The organism is Pseudoclavibacter sp. CFCC 13796, from assembly GCF_008831185.1.
Classification (GTDB): domain Bacteria; phylum Actinomycetota; class Actinomycetes; order Actinomycetales; family Microbacteriaceae; genus Pseudoclavibacter_A.
Map to the genome: position 1 here is coordinate 1,107,463 of NZ_WBKD01000001.1, position 21,275 is coordinate 1,128,737.

The following is a 21,275-nucleotide window of genomic DNA, read 5'->3' on the forward strand; positions in this document are numbered from 1 at the left end:
CGTGCCTCTACACTGAGAGCATGCCTGCAGACGCGCTCGAGACCCCGCTTGAGCGGGTACTCGGCGCAAAGACCGCGCGAGCGCTCACGCGTGCATACGAGGTGCGCACCGTCGGCGATCTGCTGAGCCTCTTTCCCCGTCGGTACGCGCATCGCGGAGAGCTCACCCCGATTCGGTTTCTGCACCCCAGCGAGCAGGTCACCATCGTGGCCGAGGTGGTCGAAACGCGCGAACGTGAGATGCGGGCACGCCACGGCAAGATCACTGAGGCGCGAATCACCGACGGCCAGGGCTTTCTCACCCTGACCTTCTTCAACCAGCCATGGCGTGCTGCCGAGCTGCAGCCCGGCGCGCGCGGCGTGTTCTCGGGGCGCATCGGAGAATACCGCGGGTCACTGCAGCTTGCGCACCCCGACTACGAGCTGTTCGCCGCTGAACCGGCCGCTGACACGGATCGACGGCGGGACACGGCCGATCGCGATGACGGAGACGCCTCAGACGCACCAGTCGCCGACGAAGCCGCCGACGACCAGGCCGACGCGTGGGCACGTCAGCCGCTGCCGATCTATCCCGCCACGTCGACCCTGCCCAGCTGGAAGACCGCGAACAGCATCGGCATCGTGCTCGACGGTCTCGCAGATCTGCCCGAGCTGCTGCCCGAGGCCGTGCGGCGCCGACATCGTCTGCTCGACCGACGCGCCGCATTCGAAGCGGTGCACCGACCGAAAGACGATGCGCAGCTGCGCGTCGGGCTGCGCTCAGCGCGCTTCGAAGAGGCCTATGTGCTGCAGACCGCACTGCTGCGTCAGCGCGCCGAGCTCGAAGCACAGCATGCCGAGACGTTTCCGCACGTGCCGGGCGGCATGCTCGACGAGCTCGACCGCCGCCTGCCGTTCGATCTCACCGCCGGTCAGCGGGCCGTCGGCGAGACCATCAGCGCAGAGCTGTCACAGGGATCGCCCATGAATCGGCTGCTGCAGGGCGAGGTGGGCTCGGGCAAGACCCTCGTCGCACTGCGGGCCATGCTGCAGGCGGCTGACGGCGCCGGGCAGGCGGTGCTCATCGCGCCCACCGAAGTGCTCGCCACTCAGCATTTGGCGAGCCTGCACGGCATGCTCGGGCATGAGCTCTGGCAGCGACTGATGCCGCAGCTGATCACCGGCAGTCTGCCCACGGCCCAACGTCGTCACGCGGCTCTGGCAGTGGCCTCTGGCCGCTCACGACTGATCGTCGGCACGCACGCGCTGCTGAGCGACACCACGCAGTTCGAGAATCTCGCGCTGGTCGTCGTCGACGAGCAGCATCGCTTCGGCGTCGAGCAGCGCGAGGCGTTGAAGGCCAAGGGCGTGCATCATCCGCATGTGCTGATGCTCACTGCCACGCCGATTCCGCGCACGGTCGCCATGACCGTCTTCGGCGACCTCGACATCTCGTCGCTGCACGAGCTGCCGGCCGGGCGCCGCCCGGTGGCCAGCTTCGTCGTGCCGCTCGCTGAGAAGCCCGCCTGGATCGAGCGCGTCTGGCAGCGTCTGGCCGAAGAAGTGGAGAAGGGCAGACAGGGCTACATCGTCGCGCCCCTCATCGACGACGCCGAATCCGGTGCGGCGGAGGCAGTCGGGGCATCCAGCACCGCGGTCGGGGCGTCCCAGGCTCCGACCCCGCGCTGGAGCGTCGATCGCGTGCTGCACGTGCTGGCGGAGCACCCGGCGACCAGGCACCTGCGCGTCGCCGCGCTGCACGGCCGAATGAAGGTCGAAGAACGCGAACAGGTCATGCGCGACTACGTCGAGCGTCGCCTCGACGTGCTGGTGGCCACGACGGTGATCGAAGTCGGCGTGAACGTGCCGAACGCCAGCGCGATGGTCGTCTTCGACGCCGACCGCTTCGGCGTGGCCCAGCTGCACCAGCTGCGTGGCCGTGTCGGCCGAGGCGAGCATCCGTCATTGGCGCTCTTCGTCACGACGGCCGCCGAGGGCACACCGACGCGGGCGCGCATCGATGCGGTCGCGAACACGACAGACGGGTTCGAGCTCGCCGAGCTCGACCTGAGTCTGCGACGAGAAGGCGACGTGCTGGGCGCCACACAGTCTGGCTCTCGCTCGCAGCTGCGCGCACTGCAGGTCACTCGCGACGCCAAGATCATCGAGCAGGCACGTGAAGCCGCCGAAGAGCAGCTGCAGACAGGCGAGCCGATGCCCGAGGCCCTCGAGCGTGCGATCCGAGCTGCGGTGGCCGAAACCGACGAGCACTATCTGAGCGCGTCGTAGAGTTCGGTCGGCAGGGCGTCGCGCCGCGGGTCTGCGCAGAGCGCCGCGAGCTGTAGAGACCGAGACCACGCATGTCGGTGGTGCAGCGTACGCTGTTGCCATGACTTCGACTGCTGTATGCCCGGGCTCGTTCGATCCGGTGACCCTCGGCCACCTTGACGTGTTCGCGAAGGCAGCGCGCATCTTCGACGATGTCATCGCGCTCGTGGTGCACAACCCGAAGAAGACCCCCGCTTTCTCATTGCGTCAGCGTGTCGAGTTTCTGCGCGCCGCACTCGACGATGCCGGCCTGACGCAGGTACGGGTCGACACCCTCTCTGAAGGGCTGCTCGTCGAATACTGCCATCAGCAGCAGGCCAATGTTCTGGTCAAGGGCATTCGCGGCGACCTCGACGTCAGCTACGAGACGCCGATGGCCATCGTGAACCGCAACCTCGGTGCGGTCGAGACGGTCTTTCTGCTGCCCGAGCCCGAGCACTCGCACGTCTCGAGCTCGTTGGTGCGCACACTCGCCGACTTCGGCGGTGACGTCTCTCCGTACGTGCCCGAGCCGGTCGCGCGGCACTATCGCGAGCATTCGAGGCAGCAGTGAGCCGGTTCGAGGGCGCTCGCAGAGACCATCGGCCCAGACGAACGAGTCTGCCTGACCAAGGCCGTCGGTGAGCAGACAGGACGGCTCGCACCGTCGCGTCTCAGACGCGTCGGTCGACGACGGCACCGCACACATTCTGCACATCGACATGGACGCCTTCTTCGCGAGCGTCGAACTGCTCGAACGACCCGATCTGCACGGCCTTCCGGTGATCGTCGCCCACGATGGGCCGCGATCCATCATCACGACGGCGACCTACGAGGCCCGCCGCTACGGCATCCACTCGGCGATGCCGCTGGCCCGTGCGCGACAGCTCTGTCCACGCGCCGTGCTGATCGAACCCCACTTCGAGAGGTACCGCACTGCGTCGGCCACGGTTATGCAGGTGCTGCAGCGCTTCACCCCGTTGGTCGAGCAGGTCAGCGTCGACGAGGCCTATCTTGACGTGCGAGGTGCTCAGCGGCTGTTCGGGTCGGCCGGCCAGATCGCCGAGCGCATTCGCGGCGAAGTGTTCGCGGCCACCGGGCTGCACTGTTCGGTCGGCGTCGCCACATCGAAGTTCGTCGCGAAGCTCGCCTCTGGCATGGCGAAGCCCGACGGCATGCTCATCGTGCCCGCTGGCCAGACGCTGGCCTTTCTCGCACCGCTCGAGGTCGGCGCGCTGCCCGGAGTGGGCGGTCGCACCGCCGAGAAGCTGCAGCGTCTCGGGCTGATGACGGTCGCCGATCTGGCGCAGGCCCCCGAACAGGTGCTCCTGCGCGCGGTCGGCGTCGCCCAAGGCACGCGTCTGCGCGAGCTCGCCCACGGTCGAGACGGGCGACCGGTCAGTCCCGGCCGAGTCGAGAAGTCGATCGGGCACGAACGCACCTTCGACGACGACATCGACGCGGCGACGAACGAGGGCCGCGACCGGCTGCGGTCAGCCGTGCTCGATCTGGCCGAACGCACCTGCGCCCGAGCGCGCAGGCATCACACCGTGGCGCGCACCGTGGCGATCAAGGTGCGTGATGCCGCGTTTCATACGGTGACCCGTTCGCAGACGCTGCGCGAGCCCACGCAGACCAGTCGCACGGTGTTCGAGACCGCCTGGCGTCTCTTCGACGAGTCTGGCATGGCCAACAGCGCCATTCGACTGATCGGCGTGCGGCTCGAACAGCTGGCGCCGGCCGGAGCCGACGGCGCCGAGACCGCGTTGTGGAGCGACGACGACCAGTGGCGTGTCACCGATCAGGCGGTAGACGCCGTGGTCGACCGGTTCGGCCCCGGCGCGGTGCGTCCGGCTCGCCTGATGCGTCGTGACGGGCCGACAGCCGATCACTGAGCGAGCCGGTCGGCAGAACCTCGGTTCTTCGCCAGGCGTGCAGGAATGCATTTCTTCTTGTGGTGACATCGTTCTCACGGGTGGTGTGCCCGGGGCGCTGCGTTAGTCTGACAGCTACCCATCACGGTGTGGTGTCGCGAACCGGATTCGTCTCTGACGGCAATGGGGCCGTTCGAGTTGAGAGACGAACCGACTTCGGGCACCGCTCGGCACCGTGGAGCGCTCAACGAGGAGGGCCCATGAACGAACCAGCACCAGCGACGGCTCAGATCAACCGCATCTTCATCACCGATCAGCACGGCGTCATCGAAAGCCACCACCTCGATCTCGTCGATCGGTTTCCGCCCAGTCAGGAGTTCGCTGCACAGGCGAACTGCACCGCAGACGTCTACCGGCAGGCCGAGGCCGACCCAGAGGCGTTCTGGGCCGACCGCGCTCGTGCGCTGCACTGGCACAAGCCGTTCACCCGCACGCTCGACTGGAGCAGCCCGCCCTTTGCGAAATGGTTCGACGACGGCGAGATCAACGCCTCGTACAACGCGCTCGACCGGCACGTGATCGCAGGCGACGGCGACCGAGTCGCGCTGCACTGGGAGGGAGAGCCGGGCGATCGACGAACGATCACCTATGCCCAGCTGCTCGATGAGGTGAAGCGCGCCGCGAACGTGCTCACCGCGCTCGGCATCGGGCAGGGCGATCGGGTCGCAGTGTATCTGCCGATGATTCCCGAGACCGTCGCGACGCTGCTGGCCATCGCCCGCGTCGGCGCCATCCACTCCGTCATCTTCGGCGGGTTCAGCGCCGACAGTCTGCGGGCTCGAATCGACGACTGCGAGGCGCGCCTGGTGGTCACCGCCGACGGCGGCTGGCGCAAGGGGCGGGTCTCGCCGCTGAAACCGACGGTGGATGCCGCGCTCGGCCTGCACCCGGAGCGGCGGCACAGCGTCGAGCACGTGCTCGTCGTGCGTCGAGGCGAGAACGACGTCGACTGGACCGACGGGCGGGATCTCTGGTGGCATGAGACCGTCGCCACAGCATCCGCCGAACACGAGGCACAGGGCTTTCCCGCCGAGAACCCGCTCTTCATTCTCTACACGAGCGGCACCACTGGACGTCCCAAAGGCATTCTGCACACCACGGGCGGCTACCTCACACAGACCTCGTTCACGCATCGGGTCGTCTTCGACCTGAAGCCTGAGACCGACGTGTTCTGGTGTACGGCCGACGTGGGCTGGATCACCGGGCACAGCTATCTCGTCTACGGCCCGCTGGTCAACGGGGCCACCCAGGTGATGTACGAGGGCACGCCCGAGACGCCGACCTGGGGTCGCTGGTGGCAGATCGTCGAGCGGTACGGTGTGACCACGCTGTACACCGCGCCGACGGCGATTCGCGCATTCATGCGGGTCGGGCGGCAGGTGGTGCTCGATCATGACCTCAGCAGCATCCGTCTGCTGGGCAGCGTGGGCGAGCCGATCAACCCCGAAGCCTGGCTCTGGTATCGCGAGGTCGTGGGCTCGAACGCGGCACCGATCGTCGACACCTGGTGGCAGACCGAGACGGGCGCGATCATGGCGTCGCCGCTGCCCGGCGTCACGACCATGAAGCCGGGCAGTGCGCAGAAGGCGGTGCCCGGCGTCAGTCTCGGCGTGGTCGACGACAGCGGCGCCCCGGTGGGCAACGGCAACGGCGGGCTGCTCGTCGCCAATCGGCCGTGGCCCTCGATGCTGCGCGGCATCTGGGGTGACGACCGACGCTACGTCGACACCTACTGGGCGACGTTCGGCGACCGGTACTTCGCCGGAGACGGCGCCCGGTACGACGACGACGGCGACATCTGGCTGCTCGGTCGGGTCGACGACGTGATGAACGTCTCAGGACACCGCCTGTCGACGGCCGAGATCGAGTCAGCGCTGGTGGGTCATCATGCGGTCGCCGAGGCCGGCGTGGTCGGGGTGGCCGACGAGAACACCGGTGAGGCCGTGATCGCCTTCGTGGTGCTCAAACGCAACCAGCAGCTGGTCTCGACGGCGGATGCTCCGGCTGAGCTGCGGCAGCACGTCGCGCAGCAGATCGGCGCGATCGCCCGGCCCAAGCGGGTCTACATCGTGAACGACCTGCCGAAGACGAGGTCTGGCAAGATCATCAGACGAGTGCTGCGAGATCTGGCCGAGGGCCGGCCGATCGGCGACACCACGACCGTGGCCGACCCCAAGGTGATCACCTCGATCGCCGAACAGGTGCAGGCGACGAACGGGTGAACGTCGCAGAACGGCTGCCTCGCGCTGGTCTAGACTTGGGCACCATGGCGAACCCCTATCTCATCAACGTTCATGACTTGGTCGGCAAACCCGGCGCGATGCGCAGCCTGCAGGTGACGGTGCCTGCAGAGGCCGATCTGGGCGTGGGCCTGGCACGGGTGACCGAAGGGTCGCCCATCGAGGCAGATCTGCGACTCGAGTCGGTGCACGAGGGCATTCTGGTCACCGCCACGATCGATTTCGAGGTGGTGGGGGAGTCTTCGCGCACGCTCGAGCCGCTGTCTTGGCGTGACGAAGTCGAATTCCGTGACCTTTTCGCGTATCCTGATTCAGAAGCAGCTTTAACACGCGATGACGGCGACGGCGAGATCCAGGTTCTGCAGAACGAACATGTCGACCTCAGCCAGAGCATCCGCGATGCGATCGTTCTGAATCTTCCTCTGAAACCAGTGGGAGACGAGCCTGCTGCCGAGATCTACTCCATCGGAGACCCGATCGAGCCTGCTGTCGCAGACGAAATCGATCCACGATGGGCAGATCTGGGTAAACTGGCTCAGTTACCGAACGACGCGTCGTCGTCGCGTGCCGATTCAGAGAAGGAATGATCGATCATGGCAGTGCCAAAGCGCAAGCTCTCACGCAGCAACACCCGTAGCCGCCGCTCACAGTGGAAGGCCGAGGTGCCCAACCTCGTCAAGACCGTCGAGAACGGCAAGGTCGTCTACAGCCTGCCGCACCGCGCGAAGGTCGTCGAAGACTCCGCCGGCACCCCGCTCTACTTCGAGTACAAGGGTCGCAAGGTCGCTGACGCGTAGTCATACGCGGAGCAAGCGGTGAACGAGAGTGACAAAGTCGAGCTGCTGGAGCGGCTCGATGTGCAGATCGACGAGCCTTATCTCACGCGCGCACTGACCCATCGGTCGTACGCATTCGAGAACGGCGGTTTGCCGACCAATGAGCGCTTGGAGTTTCTCGGCGACTCCGTGCTGCAGCTGGTTGCGACAGACCTGCTGTTCCACGAGTTCCCAGACCTCTCTGAGGGCGAGCTCTCGCGGCGTCGTGCTGCGATCGTCAGCACGAATGCGCTCTCGTTCATCGCAGAAGACCGCGGCATCGGCGGCTACCTGCTGTTGGGTCGCGGCGAAGAGCTGACCGGCGGTCACCACAAGGCCTCTCTGCTGGCCGACATGGTCGAGTCGCTGATCGGCGCAACCTACCTGACCGGTGGGCTCGAGAAGGCACGGCCGTTCGTGCTCTGCCTGCTCTCACCGCTGCTGCCGCGCATCGAGACGCTGGCGGCACGCATGGATCCCAAGACCACTCTGCAGGAATCCGCATCAGAGCACGGTCTGCCGTTTCCCGTCTACACCGTCTCGTCGACGGGCCCCGACCATGAGCGTCGCTGGGCCGCGAGCGTGCACTGCGGCGACACGGTGAAGGGCGACGGCGAAGGCACCAGCAAGAAGCAGGCCGAGATGGCCGCGGCGTTCAACGCTTGGAAGTGCATCACCGACACCGAGCTCAAGAAAGCGGATGCCTGAGCTTCCAGAAGTCGAGACGGTTCGCCTCGGCATCGAGCATCTCTTCGCCGGCCATCGAATCGACGCGGTTCGCGTCTTCGACGAGCGTTCGCTGAAACGCCATCCCGGCGACAGCCAAGACTTCACCCAGACCTTGATCGGCGCGCACCTCGGGCAGCCGCAGCGACGTGGCAAATTCCTCTGGATTCCGCTGGAACTCGCTGGCGCATCCTCAGTCGAATCGGTCGCGCCGCCCGCGCTGCTGGCGCACTTGGGCATGAGCGGGCAGCTGCTCGCCCACGATCTGTCTGCTGACGCGCCGCCGCTGCGGCATGAGCGCATCCGCATCGACACGGTCGATGAGTCGGGCCGGCACCGCGAGCTGAGCTTTCACGATCAGCGTCTCTTCGGGTCGCTGGCAGTCGATACCCTCGTCGCCGACCGGTTCGCGCTGCGAGATCTCGTCCCACAGCAGGCCGCGCATATCGCACCCGACCCGCTCGAAGCCGGTTTCGATCGTGCACGGCTGGCGCGCAGCATCCGTCGTCACCGGTCGGCTGTGAAACGCGTGCTGCTCGACCAGACCACCGTCTCGGGAATCGGCAACATCTATGCCGACGAATCGCTCTGGGCGGCGCGGGTGCACCCCGAACAGCCGGCCGACTCGCTGAGTCAGGCGCGTGCGCTGCGTCTGGTGGATGCGGTGGTCGCGGTGCTGCGTCGGGCGGTCGCCGTCGGCGGCACGAGCTTCGACGAGCAGTACAAGCATGTGAATGGGGAGTCGGGGTACTTCGCCATCGAGCTGAGCGCCTATGGTCAGTCCGGGCAGCCGTGCCCGCGGTGCGGGAGGCCGATCAAGCGCGTGGCGTTCATGAATCGGCATTCGCATCTGTGCACGTACTGCCAGCGGATGCGGTGAGACCGAGCGTGGGAGCGCCAGCACCCTCGGGTTTCAGCGCTAGAGTGCCAGTGGCTGGCACTGCTGCGCAAGATCAGTCACTTTTACGCTGCTGTATGTGACTCCGCTGCAGCATCTTCACACCACGAGGAACGTTATGAGCGACAACGCTGAGAACCACGACCGGGAACACGTGCTGCGCATCGCTGCGATCGTGCTTAATGACAGCGCTGGCCGCACACTGCTCGTGCGCAAACGAGGCACGAGCGGGTTCATGCAGTGCGGCGGCAAACTCGAACCGGGCGAGACGCCACTGCAGGCAGTCGTGCGCGAAGTCGGGGAGGAGCTGGGCCTGACCCTCGACCCGAGCGATCTCGAACATCTCGGGCGATTCGATGCTCCCGCGCTGAACGAGGATCACACGCGTGTCGACGCTGACGCCTACTTCGTTCGAACGCCGTTCGTCGAGGCTGAAGCTCTCTGCGCGTATCGAGAGATCGCCGAGGTCGTCTGGGCCGATCCGGCACGGCCAAGGGTGGAGGTAGCTCCGTTGAGCCGAGATGTGCTGCTGCCGATCGCAGCCGAGCGCGCTGGACAGCGACCACGGGCCAGGACGAGCACGTATTGATCTGAGGGTCTGCGTCCACGGTCTCTCTCAGCAAGGTGGCACCTCTCAGACAGCGTGCGGCCAGTCAGTCTGGCAGTTATCCACACCCCCGAAAACCGACGCTTCGCCTCGTCGATAGAGTTGCGAACAGACTGCAGATCGACATCGAGCGGCGCTGAGGCATCGTGCCCGAGACCGTCGGAACTGCGAAGGGGGAGGGGCCGTCTGTGCGCATCGCATGCACTCTCGATACCGGCACGCAACGCACCGATATCGTCATCACCACCGATACCGCGACACTCATCGGCGAGATCGCCGATCGACTGCGCGGGTATCTTCCCCCGTCACATCCACTGCGCACCGTTGGGCCGACAGCCCAGGCGCAGGCGACGCTGCGGGTCAGAATCGCCAGCCAGCCGATGCCGCTGATTCTCGACCGGCATCGCACACTGGGCGAGTCTGCGCTGCAGCCCGGTTGCGTCGTCTCAGTCGTCGACGACGCAGCGCCCAACAGCGATGCACGGCGCCAGTATCCGCTGGCGGGTCATCTCATCGAGCTCATACCACCCGGGCAGGCGGGCGCGCCGTCGCGCCGCCGTCGCTCTGACACCCCGGGCACACCACGTGCCTACGGGCTGGTCGTGGGTGAGAATCTGATCGGTCGTGACCCCGCCACGAGGGTTCATCTGACCACGCGCGATGTGTCGCGCCGCCATGCTCAGATCATCATTGCCGATGACGGCACCGCCTCTGTGCACGATCTCGGCAGTGCCAACGGCATCGAGGTGAATGACGAGATCGTCACAGATGCGCCCCTGCGCGACGGCGACCGGCTGACGCTTGGCACCAGACTGTTTCGTTACGACGCGCTGGTACCGGGGCTCACACAGATGCAGAGCGAGACCGCTCTTGCACCTCGGGTCGCGGTGATTCCGGCACCCGAGATCGTGCCACGGTTCGAGCCCAGAGATCTTGCGCTGCCAGCGCAGCCGCACCGGCAGCACTCGTCGCGCATGCCCGTGCTCGCGGCGTTGGCACCGCTGCTCGGCGGCATCGCGATGTTCGCGCTCACGAAGTCGCCGTACAGCCTGATTCTTGTCGTGCTCTCTCCGCTGACACTGGCTGCGACCTGGCTCGACAGTCGCTTCGTCTCGGGGCGTGAGTATCGGCGGGAACTCACCGAATACCGGCAGTCGGTGCGCAAACTCGCAGACGAACTCGCCGAGCAGCAGCAGCGTGAGCGAGCGGTGCGTCAACAGGCGAATCCGGGTTCGAGCACGGTTCTCTGGAACCGACGGCCCGAACACCAGACGTTTCTCGAACTTCGCTTCGGGGCGGGTACTGATCTGAGCCTCACCGCGATTCCGGCCGCTGAACGAGGCGAGCTGCCCGATGACATCTGGGCGCAGATCGTCGATCTGCATGACCGTTTCGAGACGATCAGCGACGTGCCCGTGCTCGAGAAGCTGTCGAGCGCCGGTGCGATCGGTGTGACGGGGTCTGCCGGTGTCGCAGAAGAGGCTCTGCGTGCCCTGATCGTTCAGGTCGCCACGTCGCATTCGCCTGCGGATGTCGTGGTGGCGGCGTTCTGCGAGCCACATCAGCTGTCGGGCTGGAGCTGGCTCAAGTGGCTGCCGCACACCGCCTCGCCACATTCGCCGATCTCGGGAGACCATCTGGCCAGCACCGCCGATGGTGCTCAGCAGCTGACGACGCGACTTGAAGAGGTGCTCGGCGAACGCAGCAAGTCGCCGACGCACGGCCAGGCCCGCTCACACCTGCCTGCGGGGGAGCGCCCGATTCGGCATCATCACGAAGCTGCCGCGCCTCCTGAGCATTCGCCTGTGGTGATCGCCGTCGTGATCGGCAACCCCGGCGTCGACCCCGCCAGGCTCGTGCACATCGCCGAGGCGGGGCCTGATGCCGACATGCATGTGCTCTGGCTGGGCGAATCGGCGCAGGCGCTGCCAGCGGCATGCCGCACCTGGCTGCACATTGACGACGACCTCACCGCTGCGCTGCACCGCGTGCGCTCGGCCAGCAGCATTCCCGTCACCAGACTCGACAGACTCGACGCGCACCGCGCCACTCAGATCGCTCGTGCCCTTGCTCCGCTGGTCGACAGCGGTGCGCTCGTCGTCGACGAGACCGATCTGCCTGCTCGCGTGCGGCTCAGCGAGATCGGCGACACCGATCTTTCAGAGCCGCTGGCGATCGAAAGGCGCTGGAAGGCCAACAACTCGCTGATGTCCGGGTGGGGCACTGGCGGCACTCGGTCGCAGGCTCTGAACGCCGACTCCGGGCTGAACACATGTCTCGGCGTCGACACAAACGGCCCCTTCGCCCTCGACCTGCGCGAACAGGGGCCGCACGCTTTAGTGGGTGGAACGACGGGGAGTGGCAAAAGCGAATTCCTGCAGACGTGGATCATGGCCATGGCCGCTGAATACGCACCTGATCGTCTGACGTTTCTGCTCGTCGACTACAAGGGCGGGGCGGCATTCGCCGAGTGCGTCGGTCTGCCGCACACCGTCGGCTTGGTCACCGACCTCGACCCGCACCTTGTACAGCGCACTCTGATATCGCTGCGTGCAGAGCTCACCCGACGCGAGCACCTGTTCAACGCCGTCGGAGCCAAAGACCTGCGCGGCATGGAGCGTCTGCGCGACCCGCGCACCCCGCCCACGCTCGTGATCGTGGTCGACGAGTTCGCCGCGCTCGTGGCTGACGTGCCCGAGTTCGTCACCGGCATCGTCGACATCGCGGCCCGCGGACGCTCGCTCGGGGTGCAGCTGATTCTCGCGACCCAGCGCCCCTCGGGCGTCGTCAACGACAATCTTCGAGCCAATGCGAACCTGCGAGTCGCCCTGCGCATGGCCGACGAGCAGGACAGCACCGATGTGCTGGGCATTCCCGATGCAGCGCACTTCTCGGCGACCAGCCCAGGTCGAGCCGCAGTGCGCGTCGGGCCTGGGCGCGTGCAGCACTTTCAGACGGCGTATCTGGGCGCACCGATGATCCTCGGCCGCGAAGCCGCACAGATCACGATCGCCGAGCTGCCCTTTCAGACGGCTCGACAATGGCTGCAGCCCGCGACGCGCGACCGCACCGGTGCACAGGCGCAGCGTGAGATCGAGGCCATGCGCGACGCGATGCTCGCCGCCGCCGAGGGACTGCGGCTCGATGCACCGCGTCGCCCGTGGCTCGACGCGCTGCCCAGTCGGCTCGCGCTGCCACTGCATGAGTCGTCAGTGTGTGAGTCGTTTGGGCTGTCCAGGCGGTTTGGGCCGTCTGGGCGGCCTGGGTCGTCTGCGAGCACTGAGACCGCCCAGCAGCCGCAGAGTGCCGACGAGATCGTGTTGGGGCTGGCTGACGACCCGCAGCATCAGCGGCAGCAGATCTATGCGTGGTCGCCTGCGGCAGACGGGCACCTTCGCGTGGTCGGCAGCGCCGGCTCGGGCCGCACGCAGGTGCTGCGCACCCTCGCCTGGCAGCTGAGTGATCGGCCGAGCGGCACTGCGGCCACACACATCTACGTCATCGATGCCGCTGGAGCCGGGCTCGAACAGCTCGACACGCTGCCGACGGTCGGCGCGGTCATCGCCGCAGATGATCGCGAACGCATCCAACGCCTGCTGCGTCAGCTCGACGCCACTGCCGCCGAGCGCATCGCGCTGCTGCGACGAGCCAAAGCCTCGGCCGTCGACGAACTGCCGACGGCGGCAGCCGACGGCCTGCCCCGGGTCTACATGCTGATCGACGACCTGGCGGCCATGCAGGAGCAGTACGAGTTCGCGCGAGGCTTCGACGTGATCGGCTCGCTCGCCGCGCTGTTCGCGTCCGGGCGCGACGTGGGCATCCACTTCGCATTCACCACGAGTCGACCCAGCGGGCTGCCTGCGACCATCGCGTCGAGCCTTGGGCAGACCCTCGCGCTCAGGATGACGGATGCCGCCCTCGGCGGCCTGCTCGACATCGACACCAGCGTGCTCGATGATGCGCCTCCAGGCCGCGGCATCGTCATCGGCGGCATCTGCGGCGGGCTCGAAACGCAGATCGGGGTGCCACATGGCGCCGTCACCGTGACCGAACAGGCCGCGGTGCTCGCCGAAGTGGCCGCGCGTCTGGCCGACATGGGGTCGGAGCCGACACCGAGCATCCGTCGTCTGCCCGAGACGGTCGCGCTCGATTCGCTGCCGGCCTTCGACATCGATCATGCGCCAGTCTTCGCAGTGGCTGACGACACCCTCGCGCCGGTCGGTCTGCCGGCGCACGAGCCGTTTCTGGTGCAGGGGCGCTCGAGCGACGAGAACTCCGCGGTGCTCGGTGTGCTCACACGAGCACTCGCGACAACCCGGCCCGCGGCACAGAGCATCCTCATCACGCCGAAGACGTCACCCCTCGACGCGGCGATCTCATGGTCGCGCGTCGCGAACGACGAAGCCCAGGTGATCACCGTGATCGACGAGATACTGGGTGCGGCCGAGCCCCCGGCGGAACGTCCGAGTCTGGCGCAGTTCGACACCGCGGGCTGGCTCGCCGACGACGACTGGCTGTCGGCCGCTCCCAGACGCACCGACCTGCAGCCGAAGCAGTCGGCCCAGACTTCAGAGCCCACACGGCCAGCGCCCGACGGCGATCAGCTGATGATCGTGATCGACCACACCGCCGACTTCGTGGGCACCCCTGCCGAGTCCCGTCTCGCTGCACTGGTCGCACACTGCCGACGTGCGGGCATCACCTGCCTGGTCGACGTCGACCCAGCCACGCTGCCCGCAGCCTGGGAGCTGCACGGGGCCGTGCGAACCATCAGATGCGGTCTGCTGCTGCGCCCCGAAACCGGTGACAGCGACCGCTACCTCAGGGCGAACGTGCCTGCCGACGACACGTCTCGGTGGCCAGCAGGGCGCGGCTATCTCGTTGCCGGCGGGCAGACCCGCCTGGTGCAGGTGGCGAAATAGGGCGGGCGCGCGAGACGGTGAGCGGATGCCATGGTGCAGTCGCCGGGAGCGCACCCGGTAGCCTGTATGCAGCGAGGAAGACCGCCGACCGACCAGGCTGACGGCAGGTGGCCCCAGAGAAAGCGAGCCTTCGACGTGTATGTGAAGAGACTGACCTTGAAAGGGTTCAAGTCGTTCGCGCACGCGACCACGTTCGAGTTCGAGCCGGGTGTCACCGCGGTCGTCGGCCCCAACGGGTCGGGCAAGTCGAACATCGTCGACGCCCTGGCATGGGTCATGGGCGAGCAGGGTGCGAAGACGCTGCGCGGCGGAAAGATGGAAGACGTCATCTTCGCAGGCACTGCCAAGAAGGGGCCGCTCGGCCGCGCACAGGTCGAACTCACCATCGACAACACCGACGGCGCGCTGCCGATTGAGTACACCGAGGTCACGATCTCGCGAACGCTGTTTCGCAACGGCGGCAGCGAGTACGCGATCAACGGGCAGTCGTCCCGACTGCTCGACGTGCAGGAGCTGCTGAGCGATTCGGGCCTCGGCCGCGAGATGCACGTCATCGTCAGCCAGGGGCAGCTCGATCAGGTGCTGCGCGCGTCGCCGGAAGAGCGCCGCGGCTTCATCGAAGAGGCCGCCGGCATTCTCAAACACCGCCGCCGCAAAGAGCGCACGGTGCGCAAACTCGATGCCATGGAGGCCAACCTGCAGCGGGTGAGCGACCTCACCGCCGAGCTGCGACGCCAGCTGAAGCCCCTTGGTCGCCAGGCCGAGATCGCACGTTCGGCACAGCAGATCCAGGCCGAGGTGCGTGACGCGACCTCACGGCTGCTCGCCGCCGAGATCGTGGAGCTCGACACCGATCTGGGCACTCTCGCAACCCAGCGAGAGGCTCTTGAGAACGAGCAGGGTGTGCTGCGCGAGACCGTCGCGGCGAGCCGCAGCCGTCAGACCGAGCTCGAGGCGACCACGGTCTCAGACGAGCTGGAGCGTTCGCGTGCAGTCGTGCACCGCCTGGAGTCGGCGGCCGAACGCTTTCGCTCGCTGCGATCGATCGCCGAGCAGCGGGTCGCGCTGCTCTCGGTGCGGCCGCAGACCTTCGACCTCGACGTCGCCGCGAAATTCGATCAGGCCGACAGCGCTCGGAGCGCCGCACGAGAGCTCGCCGACCGTGCGACCGAGCTGTCGACAGCTCTTGACGAGCAGCGGGCGGCCACCCGCGAGGCCTTCGACGCGCTGCAGGCCGTCGACGCACAGATCGCCGAGCAGGCCGCTCTGATCAGCCGCCACGAACTGCGTCGATCGGCGCTCGCGAACGCCGTCGAAATCGCCGCAGGCAAGGTCGAGGCCGCCGAACGACAGGTCGAGTCGCAGGGCTCGGCGGTGCAGCAGGCGACCGAGCGCCGCGACCAGCGGGCACAGGCGCTCGCCGAGGCCACTGCCGCCGAACAGACGGCAGAGCCGACGCCTGACGGGTCAGACACATCGGGCAGCTCGACCACGGGCCTCGACGCCGCATACCGTGCCGCGACCGACCGGCTCGAAGCCGCCGAACGCGCATTGACGGCAGCACGCGATCTGCAGGCGAAGGCGACCTCTGAGGCAGACTCGCAGCAGGCCCGTGCCGCGGCGCTCGCCATGGCCCTCGAATCGCGCGACGGCTCGGCACAGATCATCCATGCCGAGACCATCGGCGTGCGCGGGCGCGTCGCCGACGCGCTGCAGGTGCAGGCAGGCTTCGAGGCGGCCGTCGCCGCGGCGCTCGGTGCGTTGACCGATGCGCTGCTGGTCGACTCCAGCGCAGCTGGCGCAGCCGTTCTGGGCGATGCCCGCGCGGGTGATCTGGGACAGGTCACCGGCGTCGTCGCCGAACCCGCGGCGCCTGAGACCGCAGGCGAACTGAGCGACCGTCCGACGCTGCCGCCCGGGGTGGCATGGGCGCCCGATGCCGCTCAGGGGCCGTCCGGAGTGCTCGCGCGCCTCGCCCACACTGTGATCGTTCGAGAGACAGAGGTCACCGACAGCGCTGCGACAGTGGTCGACCCGGTCGCCGTGCTCGACGCACTGCCCGCCGGAGACTGGCAGGTCGTCACACCCGAGGGCGACGTGATCGGCCGTGCGCTGGTGCGCGGCGGCGGCGATGCCGGGCAGTCACGACTGCAGCTGCTGGCGCAGCGTGACGAAGCTCTGCGCGCCGCCGATGAGGCCCGTGCCTCGGTCGCGTCGGCGAGCGCGCGCATCGACGTCGCCCGCGACGAGCGGGATGCCCGGCGCGCCGAACGCGATCAGGCGCTCGCCGAGCTGCGTGCGGCGGATGCGCGCGCGGCCGAGACGGCCAAACGGCTCGGATCGCTGCGTGCTCAGGTCGACAGCGCTGAGGCGGAACTCGCGCGTCTCACGACACAGGCCGAGCAGGCGCGAACGCGACTCGACGAGGCGACCGACGCGAGTGAGCAGGCGCACGCAGCGTTGGCATCCTTCGACGCCGAGCCGCAGCCGCTGAGCGAACCCATCGACCGCCAGCCTGCCTTCGACGCACTCGAGGCGGCTCGAGCGCACGAGATGGAGGTGCGCGTCTCGGTCGAGACCGCCCGCGAACGCGCGAAGGCCGAACAGCGTCGCGCCGAGACGCTGCAGCGCGACGCCGAGCAGTCGAAGGCGCAGGCCGAGGCACAGGCTCGGGAGCAGGCGATCCGCAGCATCCAGCTGGAGCGCGCCGAGCACGTGCAGGCGCTGCTGCCCGACATCATGGCGCACATCGGCACGTCGCTGCAGCAGGCGAGACTCACCGTCGCCGAACACGAGGTGGCCCGCAACCAGCAGCACGGACAGCTGCGCGAGCTGCGCGAACGCATCACCGAGCAGCAGCATCAGCTCGAACTGCTCGCCGAACGCTCGCACGGCATCGAGCTGCGCGAGCACGAGCAGCGGGTGCGCCGCGACTCGGCCGCAGAACGCGTGCGCACCGAACTGAACATCGACGTCGACGTGCTGATCGCCGAGAGCGGGCCGCACCTGCCGATTCCGGTGACGGGCGAGTGGGCCGACGCCGACGAGACGGTCGAGACCGTGCCCTACGACCATGAGCAGCAGCGGCTGCGGCTGGTGAAGGCCCAGCGTGCGCTGAGCCGGTTGGGGCGGGTGAACCCGCTCGCGCTCGAAGAGTTCGCCGCGCTCGAAGAGCGGTACAACTACATGAACGACCAGCTCGTCGATCTGCGCAAGACACGAGCCGATCTGATCGCCATCAGCGACGAGCTCGACGAGAAGATGCAGTCGATCTTCACAGAGGCGTTCGACGACACGCAGCGGGCCTTCGACGAGATCTTCCCGGTGCTGTTTCCCGGTGGGCGCGGGTCGCTGACGCTGACCGACCCAGAGCATCCGCTGACCACCGGCATCGCCGTGCACATCAGGCCGGCAGGCAAGAAGATCGACCGGCTCTCGCTGCTCTCGGGCGGTGAGCGGTCGCTGGCGGCGGTCGCTCTGCTGGTCGCGATCTTCATCGCCCGACCAAGCCCGTTCTACATCATGGACGAAGTCGAGGCCGCGCTCGACGACGCGAACCTGGGGCGTCTGCTCTCGGTGTTCGAACGACTGCGGCGAGACTCCCAGCTCATCGTCATCACCCACCAGAAGCGCACGATGGAGATCGCCGACGCACTGTATGGTGTGTCGATGCGGCAGGATGGTGTGTCGGCCGTGGTGGGGCAGCGCATGGAGCACGACGAACGCGATGCCGACCGCACTGCGGGCGAGGGCGACCGGGCGGCAGACGACAGACGCGATGAGCAAGACGGTCATGACAGGAGCGGGAAATGAGCAAATGGTCACTGCGAGGCAGTCTGCGCAACCTCTTTCAGGGCACGCGGCCCATCGACGAGAGCAGCTGGGAAGACCTCGAAGACAGCCTCATTCTCGGCGACTTCGGCGCTGAGGCGTCAGAGTCGATCGTCGAGGCGGTGCGTTCGAACGTGGAGCGACTGGCGATCGCCGACGAACGCGAGCTGCGCAACGTGCTGCGTGACGAGCTGGCCGAGCGGCTGAGTGCGAACGACCCGACGTTGCGTCTGACCCGCCCGCAGGATGCCGCCACCGGCCGCCTGCTGCCTGCGGTCGTGCTGGTGGTCGGGGTGAACGGCGTCGGCAAGACGACGACGATCGGCAAGCTCGCACGATTCATCACGCGGGCGAACAAGCGTGTGGTGATCGGTGCGGCCGATACGTTCCGCGCGGCCGCCGTCGAACAGGTGGCCACCTGGGGCCAGCGGGCCGGCGCCGAGGTGGTGCGGCCGCAGCAGCAGGGGCAGGATCCAGCCTCGGTCGCGTACCAGGCGGTGCAGCACGGCATCGACGTCGACGCTGACGTGGTCATCATCGACACCGCCGGCCGCCTGCAGACCAAAGCCGGTCTGATGGACGAACTCTCCAAGATTCGCCGGGTCGTCGAGAAGCTCGCACCGATCGCCGAGGTGCTGCTGGTGCTCGACGCCACGACCGGGCAGAACGGGCTGAGCCAGGCCCAGGCGTTCATCGACCATGCCGGCGTCACCGGCATCGTGCTCTCGAAGATCGATGGCTCGGCCAAGGGCGGTTTCGTCGTGGGCGTGCAGCAGACCACCGGGATCTCGGTCAAACTGATCGGCTTCGGTGAGGGCATCGACGACATCGCAGCCTTCAACGCGAACACCTTCGCCGCCGAGCTGGTGGGGTAGCCGCCGAAGACAGCCTGCCGTCGGCGGCCGCGTGCCGTCGGCGACTCAGGGCAGCTGGAACCCGCCATCGTGCGTGCTCTCGACGGCGAGACCGTCGGCGACCAGAGAGGCGAGCGCGCGTTCGGCCTGCGAGCGATCCGGAGCATCCTGCAGCAGTGCACTGACCGCCACCGGCTCGCGGGCGGCCCGCAGCAGCGCCATGATGCGGCCGCGCGCCTGCCGGTCGCTGCCCTCGAATCGCGCCTGTGTGCGACGCTTCGGCGCCGCTGACGGCGGTGACCCGGCTGCGACCCATGCACACCGCGAACGAATCGGGCAGACTTCGCAGCGCGGTGTTCGGGCGGTGCAGACGAGCGCTCCGAGCTCCATGAACGCATAGGTGGCCAGGCGCGCGCGCTCGGCGTCCTGCGGCAGCTGCGCCGACATCGCCGGCAGGTCGTGCGCCGGTCTTGGGGCGCCCGGTTCCGCCTCGCCGTCGACGCCTCGGGCGAGCACACGACGAATGTTCGTGTCGACGACGGGATGCCGCTGATGAAACGCGAAGACCAGCACGGCGCGGGCGGTGTAGTCGCCGACGCCCTTCAGTGAGAGCAGTGTGTCGAGGTCGTCTGGCACTTCGCCCGCGTGCTCGGCGCAGATCTGCTGGGCCGCAGCGTGCAGCCAGCCCGCCCGACGCGGATACCCGAGCCGATCCCACGCACGAATCGCATCGCCGGCGCTCGCAGCCGCAAGGTCGCAGGGCGTCGGCCACGCCTGCATCCACTCGTGCCAGCGCGGCAGCACACGGTCGACCTGCGTCTGCTGCAGCATGAACTCGCTGACCAGCACGCCCCATGGCGTCGCCTCCTCGGCGCGCCAGGGAAGATCGCGGCGTTCGTCGAGATACCAGGCGATCAGGTCGTCGGCGAGGAGAGAAGAGCTGGGGAGCATCGACACCACTGTAGCGTTGACCGGATGCTCTGGTCGTCACGCGCGCAAGCCTCGGTTCCCCTCCCTGCCCTCCGCCGTCGCAGGGCGAGGCACCAACGCTCTGCGAGAGCCCCGAGTGCGGCAGACGGGGCACACGAACCGCGGAGAGTAGCATTGTGCGCCGTGAAGAAGACCGACCAGACCGAACCATCACCTGACGCACCTCTGCAGCGCTCCGGCAGCGGAGCATCCGCACAACGGCCGAAGCGTGATCGCAACGCGATTCTCGCCGTGACGGTGTTCCCAGCGATCGTGATCGTCGCTGCAGTGCTGGGCTTCTGCCTGCCTGCGACGTTCACCCCGATCACCCCGATCGTGCCGTATCTGCTGGGGTTGATCATGTTTCTGATGGGCATCACCCTCACCGGCGCCGACTTCAAACGCATCGCCAAACGGCCGCTGGTCGTGCTGCTCGGACTGGTCGCGCACTATGTCATCATGCCGTTGGCCGGCCTGCTCGTGGTGTGGGCGCTGCAGCTGCCCGCCGAACTGGCCGTCGGCGTCATCCTGGTCGGCTGTGCGCCCAGCGGCACCGCCTCGAACGTGATGACGTACCTTGCGAAGGGCGACGTGGCGTTCTCGGTGTCTGTGGCGACCGTCTCGACCCTGGTCGCACCTCTGCTGATGCCGCTGTTGACGCTTGCCTTCGCGGGGCAGTACATGTCGATTCCGGTCGAGGCGATGTTTCTCGACATCCTGAAGACGGTGCTGCTGCCGGTGATCGCCGGTGTCATCGTGCGCAGCCTGTTCGGGCGCATCATCGACTACATCAAGCCGGTGCTGCCCTGGCTGTCGGCGATCGCGATCGCGACGATCGTCACTGCGGTGATGGGCAAAAGCGCGGCCGCGTTCGCGCAGGCAGGGCTGCTGATCATTCTCGCAGTCGTGCTGCACAACGGCATCGGGCTGCTGCTCGGCTATCTCGCCGGGCGAGCGGTGCACCTCGATCATGCCGCGCGCCGTGCGCTGGCGTTCGAGGTGGGAATGCAGAACTCGGGGCTGGCAGCCTCGCTGGCCACGGTGCACTTCAACCCCGCTGCCGCGCTCGCACCTGCGGTCTTCTCCGTCTGGCACAACATCAGCGGAGCGCTCGTCGCGGCATGGCTCGCGCGCAAGCCGATTCCGACGGAGAGGTGAGCACTCCGTTCACAGTGTCGTCATTCCGTGCCGATA

Annotated in this window: 14 protein-coding genes; 13 read left to right on the forward strand and 1 reads right to left on the reverse strand. The window is 67.5% G+C overall.

Annotated elements, in window-relative coordinates:
* Positions 1-20: 20 nt before the first annotated feature.
* The 12 genes from F8O07_RS04920 to ftsY all read left to right on the forward strand — a co-directional run bounded on the left by F8O07_RS04920 (position 21) and on the right by ftsY (position 19,133).
* Entirely contained in the window at positions 21-2,267 is a 2,247-nt protein-coding gene (locus tag F8O07_RS04920) for an ATP-dependent DNA helicase RecG (protein ID WP_158031002.1), read from the forward strand.
* A gap of 100 nt (positions 2,268-2,367) precedes the next feature.
* Positions 2,368-2,859, forward strand: a complete 492-nt coding sequence (coaD, locus tag F8O07_RS04925) for a pantetheine-phosphate adenylyltransferase (RefSeq protein WP_158031003.1) — start codon at positions 2,368-2,370, stop codon at positions 2,857-2,859.
* A 67-nt stretch (positions 2,860-2,926) separates the two neighbouring features.
* The gene (dinB, locus tag F8O07_RS04930) at positions 2,927-4,180 is read left to right on the forward strand and encodes a DNA polymerase IV (protein ID WP_158031004.1); all 1,254 of its coding nucleotides are present in this window, start codon (positions 2,927-2,929) and stop codon (positions 4,178-4,180) included.
* 239 nt (positions 4,181-4,419) lie between these two features.
* Positions 4,420-6,441 (forward strand): acetate--CoA ligase, encoded by a 2,022-nt coding sequence (acs, locus tag F8O07_RS04935; protein WP_158031005.1) that lies wholly within the window; start codon positions 4,420-4,422, stop codon positions 6,439-6,441.
* Between the two features lie 44 nt (positions 6,442-6,485).
* Complete coding sequence (locus tag F8O07_RS04940; protein WP_158031006.1) at positions 6,486-7,046, forward strand: YceD family protein; 561 nt, start codon at positions 6,486-6,488, stop codon at positions 7,044-7,046.
* Positions 7,047-7,052: 6 nt separating this feature from the next.
* Positions 7,053-7,256 carry a 50S ribosomal protein L32 gene (rpmF, locus tag F8O07_RS04945; RefSeq protein ID WP_158031007.1) on the forward strand — a complete coding sequence of 68 codons (204 nt, stop codon included), beginning with the start codon at positions 7,053-7,055 and terminating at the stop codon, positions 7,254-7,256.
* Positions 7,257-7,274: 18 nt separating this feature from the next.
* Positions 7,275-7,982, forward strand: a complete 708-nt coding sequence (gene rnc, locus F8O07_RS04950) for a ribonuclease III (RefSeq protein WP_158031008.1) — start codon at positions 7,275-7,277, stop codon at positions 7,980-7,982.
* Positions 7,975-8,880, forward strand: a complete 906-nt coding sequence (gene mutM / locus F8O07_RS04955; RefSeq protein ID WP_158031009.1) for a bifunctional DNA-formamidopyrimidine glycosylase/DNA-(apurinic or apyrimidinic site) lyase — start codon at positions 7,975-7,977, stop codon at positions 8,878-8,880. The genes rnc and mutM overlap by 8 nt, the downstream gene beginning before the upstream one ends.
* A gap of 136 nt (positions 8,881-9,016) precedes the next feature.
* The gene (locus F8O07_RS04960) at positions 9,017-9,487 is read left to right on the forward strand and encodes an NUDIX hydrolase (protein ID WP_158031010.1); all 471 of its coding nucleotides are present in this window, start codon (positions 9,017-9,019) and stop codon (positions 9,485-9,487) included.
* Positions 9,488-9,651: 164 nt separating this feature from the next.
* The gene (locus F8O07_RS04965; protein ID WP_158031011.1) at positions 9,652-14,427 is read left to right on the forward strand and encodes an FtsK/SpoIIIE domain-containing protein; all 4,776 of its coding nucleotides are present in this window, start codon (positions 9,652-9,654) and stop codon (positions 14,425-14,427) included.
* Positions 14,428-14,562: 135 nt separating this feature from the next.
* Positions 14,563-18,240 (forward strand): chromosome segregation protein SMC, encoded by a 3,678-nt coding sequence (smc, locus tag F8O07_RS04970; RefSeq protein ID WP_158031012.1) that lies wholly within the window; start codon positions 14,563-14,565, stop codon positions 18,238-18,240.
* Positions 18,237-19,133: a signal recognition particle-docking protein FtsY gene (gene ftsY / locus F8O07_RS04975; RefSeq protein WP_158031013.1), complete on the forward strand. Its 897-nt coding sequence runs from the start codon at positions 18,237-18,239 to the stop codon at positions 19,131-19,133. The genes smc and ftsY overlap by 4 nt, the downstream gene beginning before the upstream one ends.
* 45 nt (positions 19,134-19,178) lie before the next feature.
* Here ftsY and F8O07_RS04980 read toward each other — a convergent pair whose 3' ends face one another.
* Positions 19,179-20,063: an A/G-specific adenine glycosylase gene (locus F8O07_RS04980; RefSeq protein ID WP_158031014.1), complete on the reverse strand. Its 885-nt coding sequence runs from the start codon at positions 20,061-20,063 to the stop codon at positions 19,179-19,181.
* Between the two features lie 204 nt (positions 20,064-20,267).
* Here F8O07_RS04980 and F8O07_RS04985 point away from each other — a divergent pair, with 204 nt between their 5' ends.
* Positions 20,268-21,239, forward strand: coding sequence for a bile acid:sodium symporter family protein (locus F8O07_RS04985; protein WP_158042676.1), 972 nt, complete (start codon positions 20,268-20,270; stop codon positions 21,237-21,239).
* Positions 21,240-21,275 lie beyond the last annotated feature (36 nt).

What these genes read in the sequence shown, in the direction of transcription:
- F8O07_RS04920 (WP_158031002.1), top strand. Translation starts at nt 21, where the DNA reads ATGCCTGCAGACGCGCTCGAGACCCCGCTTGAGCGGGTACTCGGCGCA.
- coaD (WP_158031003.1), top strand. Translation starts at nt 2,368, where the DNA reads ATGACTTCGACTGCTGTATGCCCGGGCTCGTTCGATCCGGTGACCCTC.
- acs (WP_158031005.1), top strand. Translation starts at nt 4,420, where the DNA reads ATGAACGAACCAGCACCAGCGACGGCTCAGATCAACCGCATCTTCATC.
- F8O07_RS04940 (WP_158031006.1), top strand. Translation starts at nt 6,486, where the DNA reads ATGGCGAACCCCTATCTCATCAACGTTCATGACTTGGTCGGCAAACCC.
- rpmF (WP_158031007.1), top strand. Translation starts at nt 7,053, where the DNA reads ATGGCAGTGCCAAAGCGCAAGCTCTCACGCAGCAACACCCGTAGCCGC.
- mutM (WP_158031009.1), top strand. Translation starts at nt 7,975, where the DNA reads ATGCCTGAGCTTCCAGAAGTCGAGACGGTTCGCCTCGGCATCGAGCAT.
- F8O07_RS04960 (WP_158031010.1), top strand. Translation starts at nt 9,017, where the DNA reads ATGAGCGACAACGCTGAGAACCACGACCGGGAACACGTGCTGCGCATC.
- ftsY (WP_158031013.1), top strand. Translation starts at nt 18,237, where the DNA reads ATGAGCAAATGGTCACTGCGAGGCAGTCTGCGCAACCTCTTTCAGGGC.
- F8O07_RS04980 (WP_158031014.1), bottom strand. Translation starts at nt 20,063, where the DNA reads ATGCTCCCCAGCTCTTCTCTCCTCGCCGACGACCTGATCGCCTGGTAT.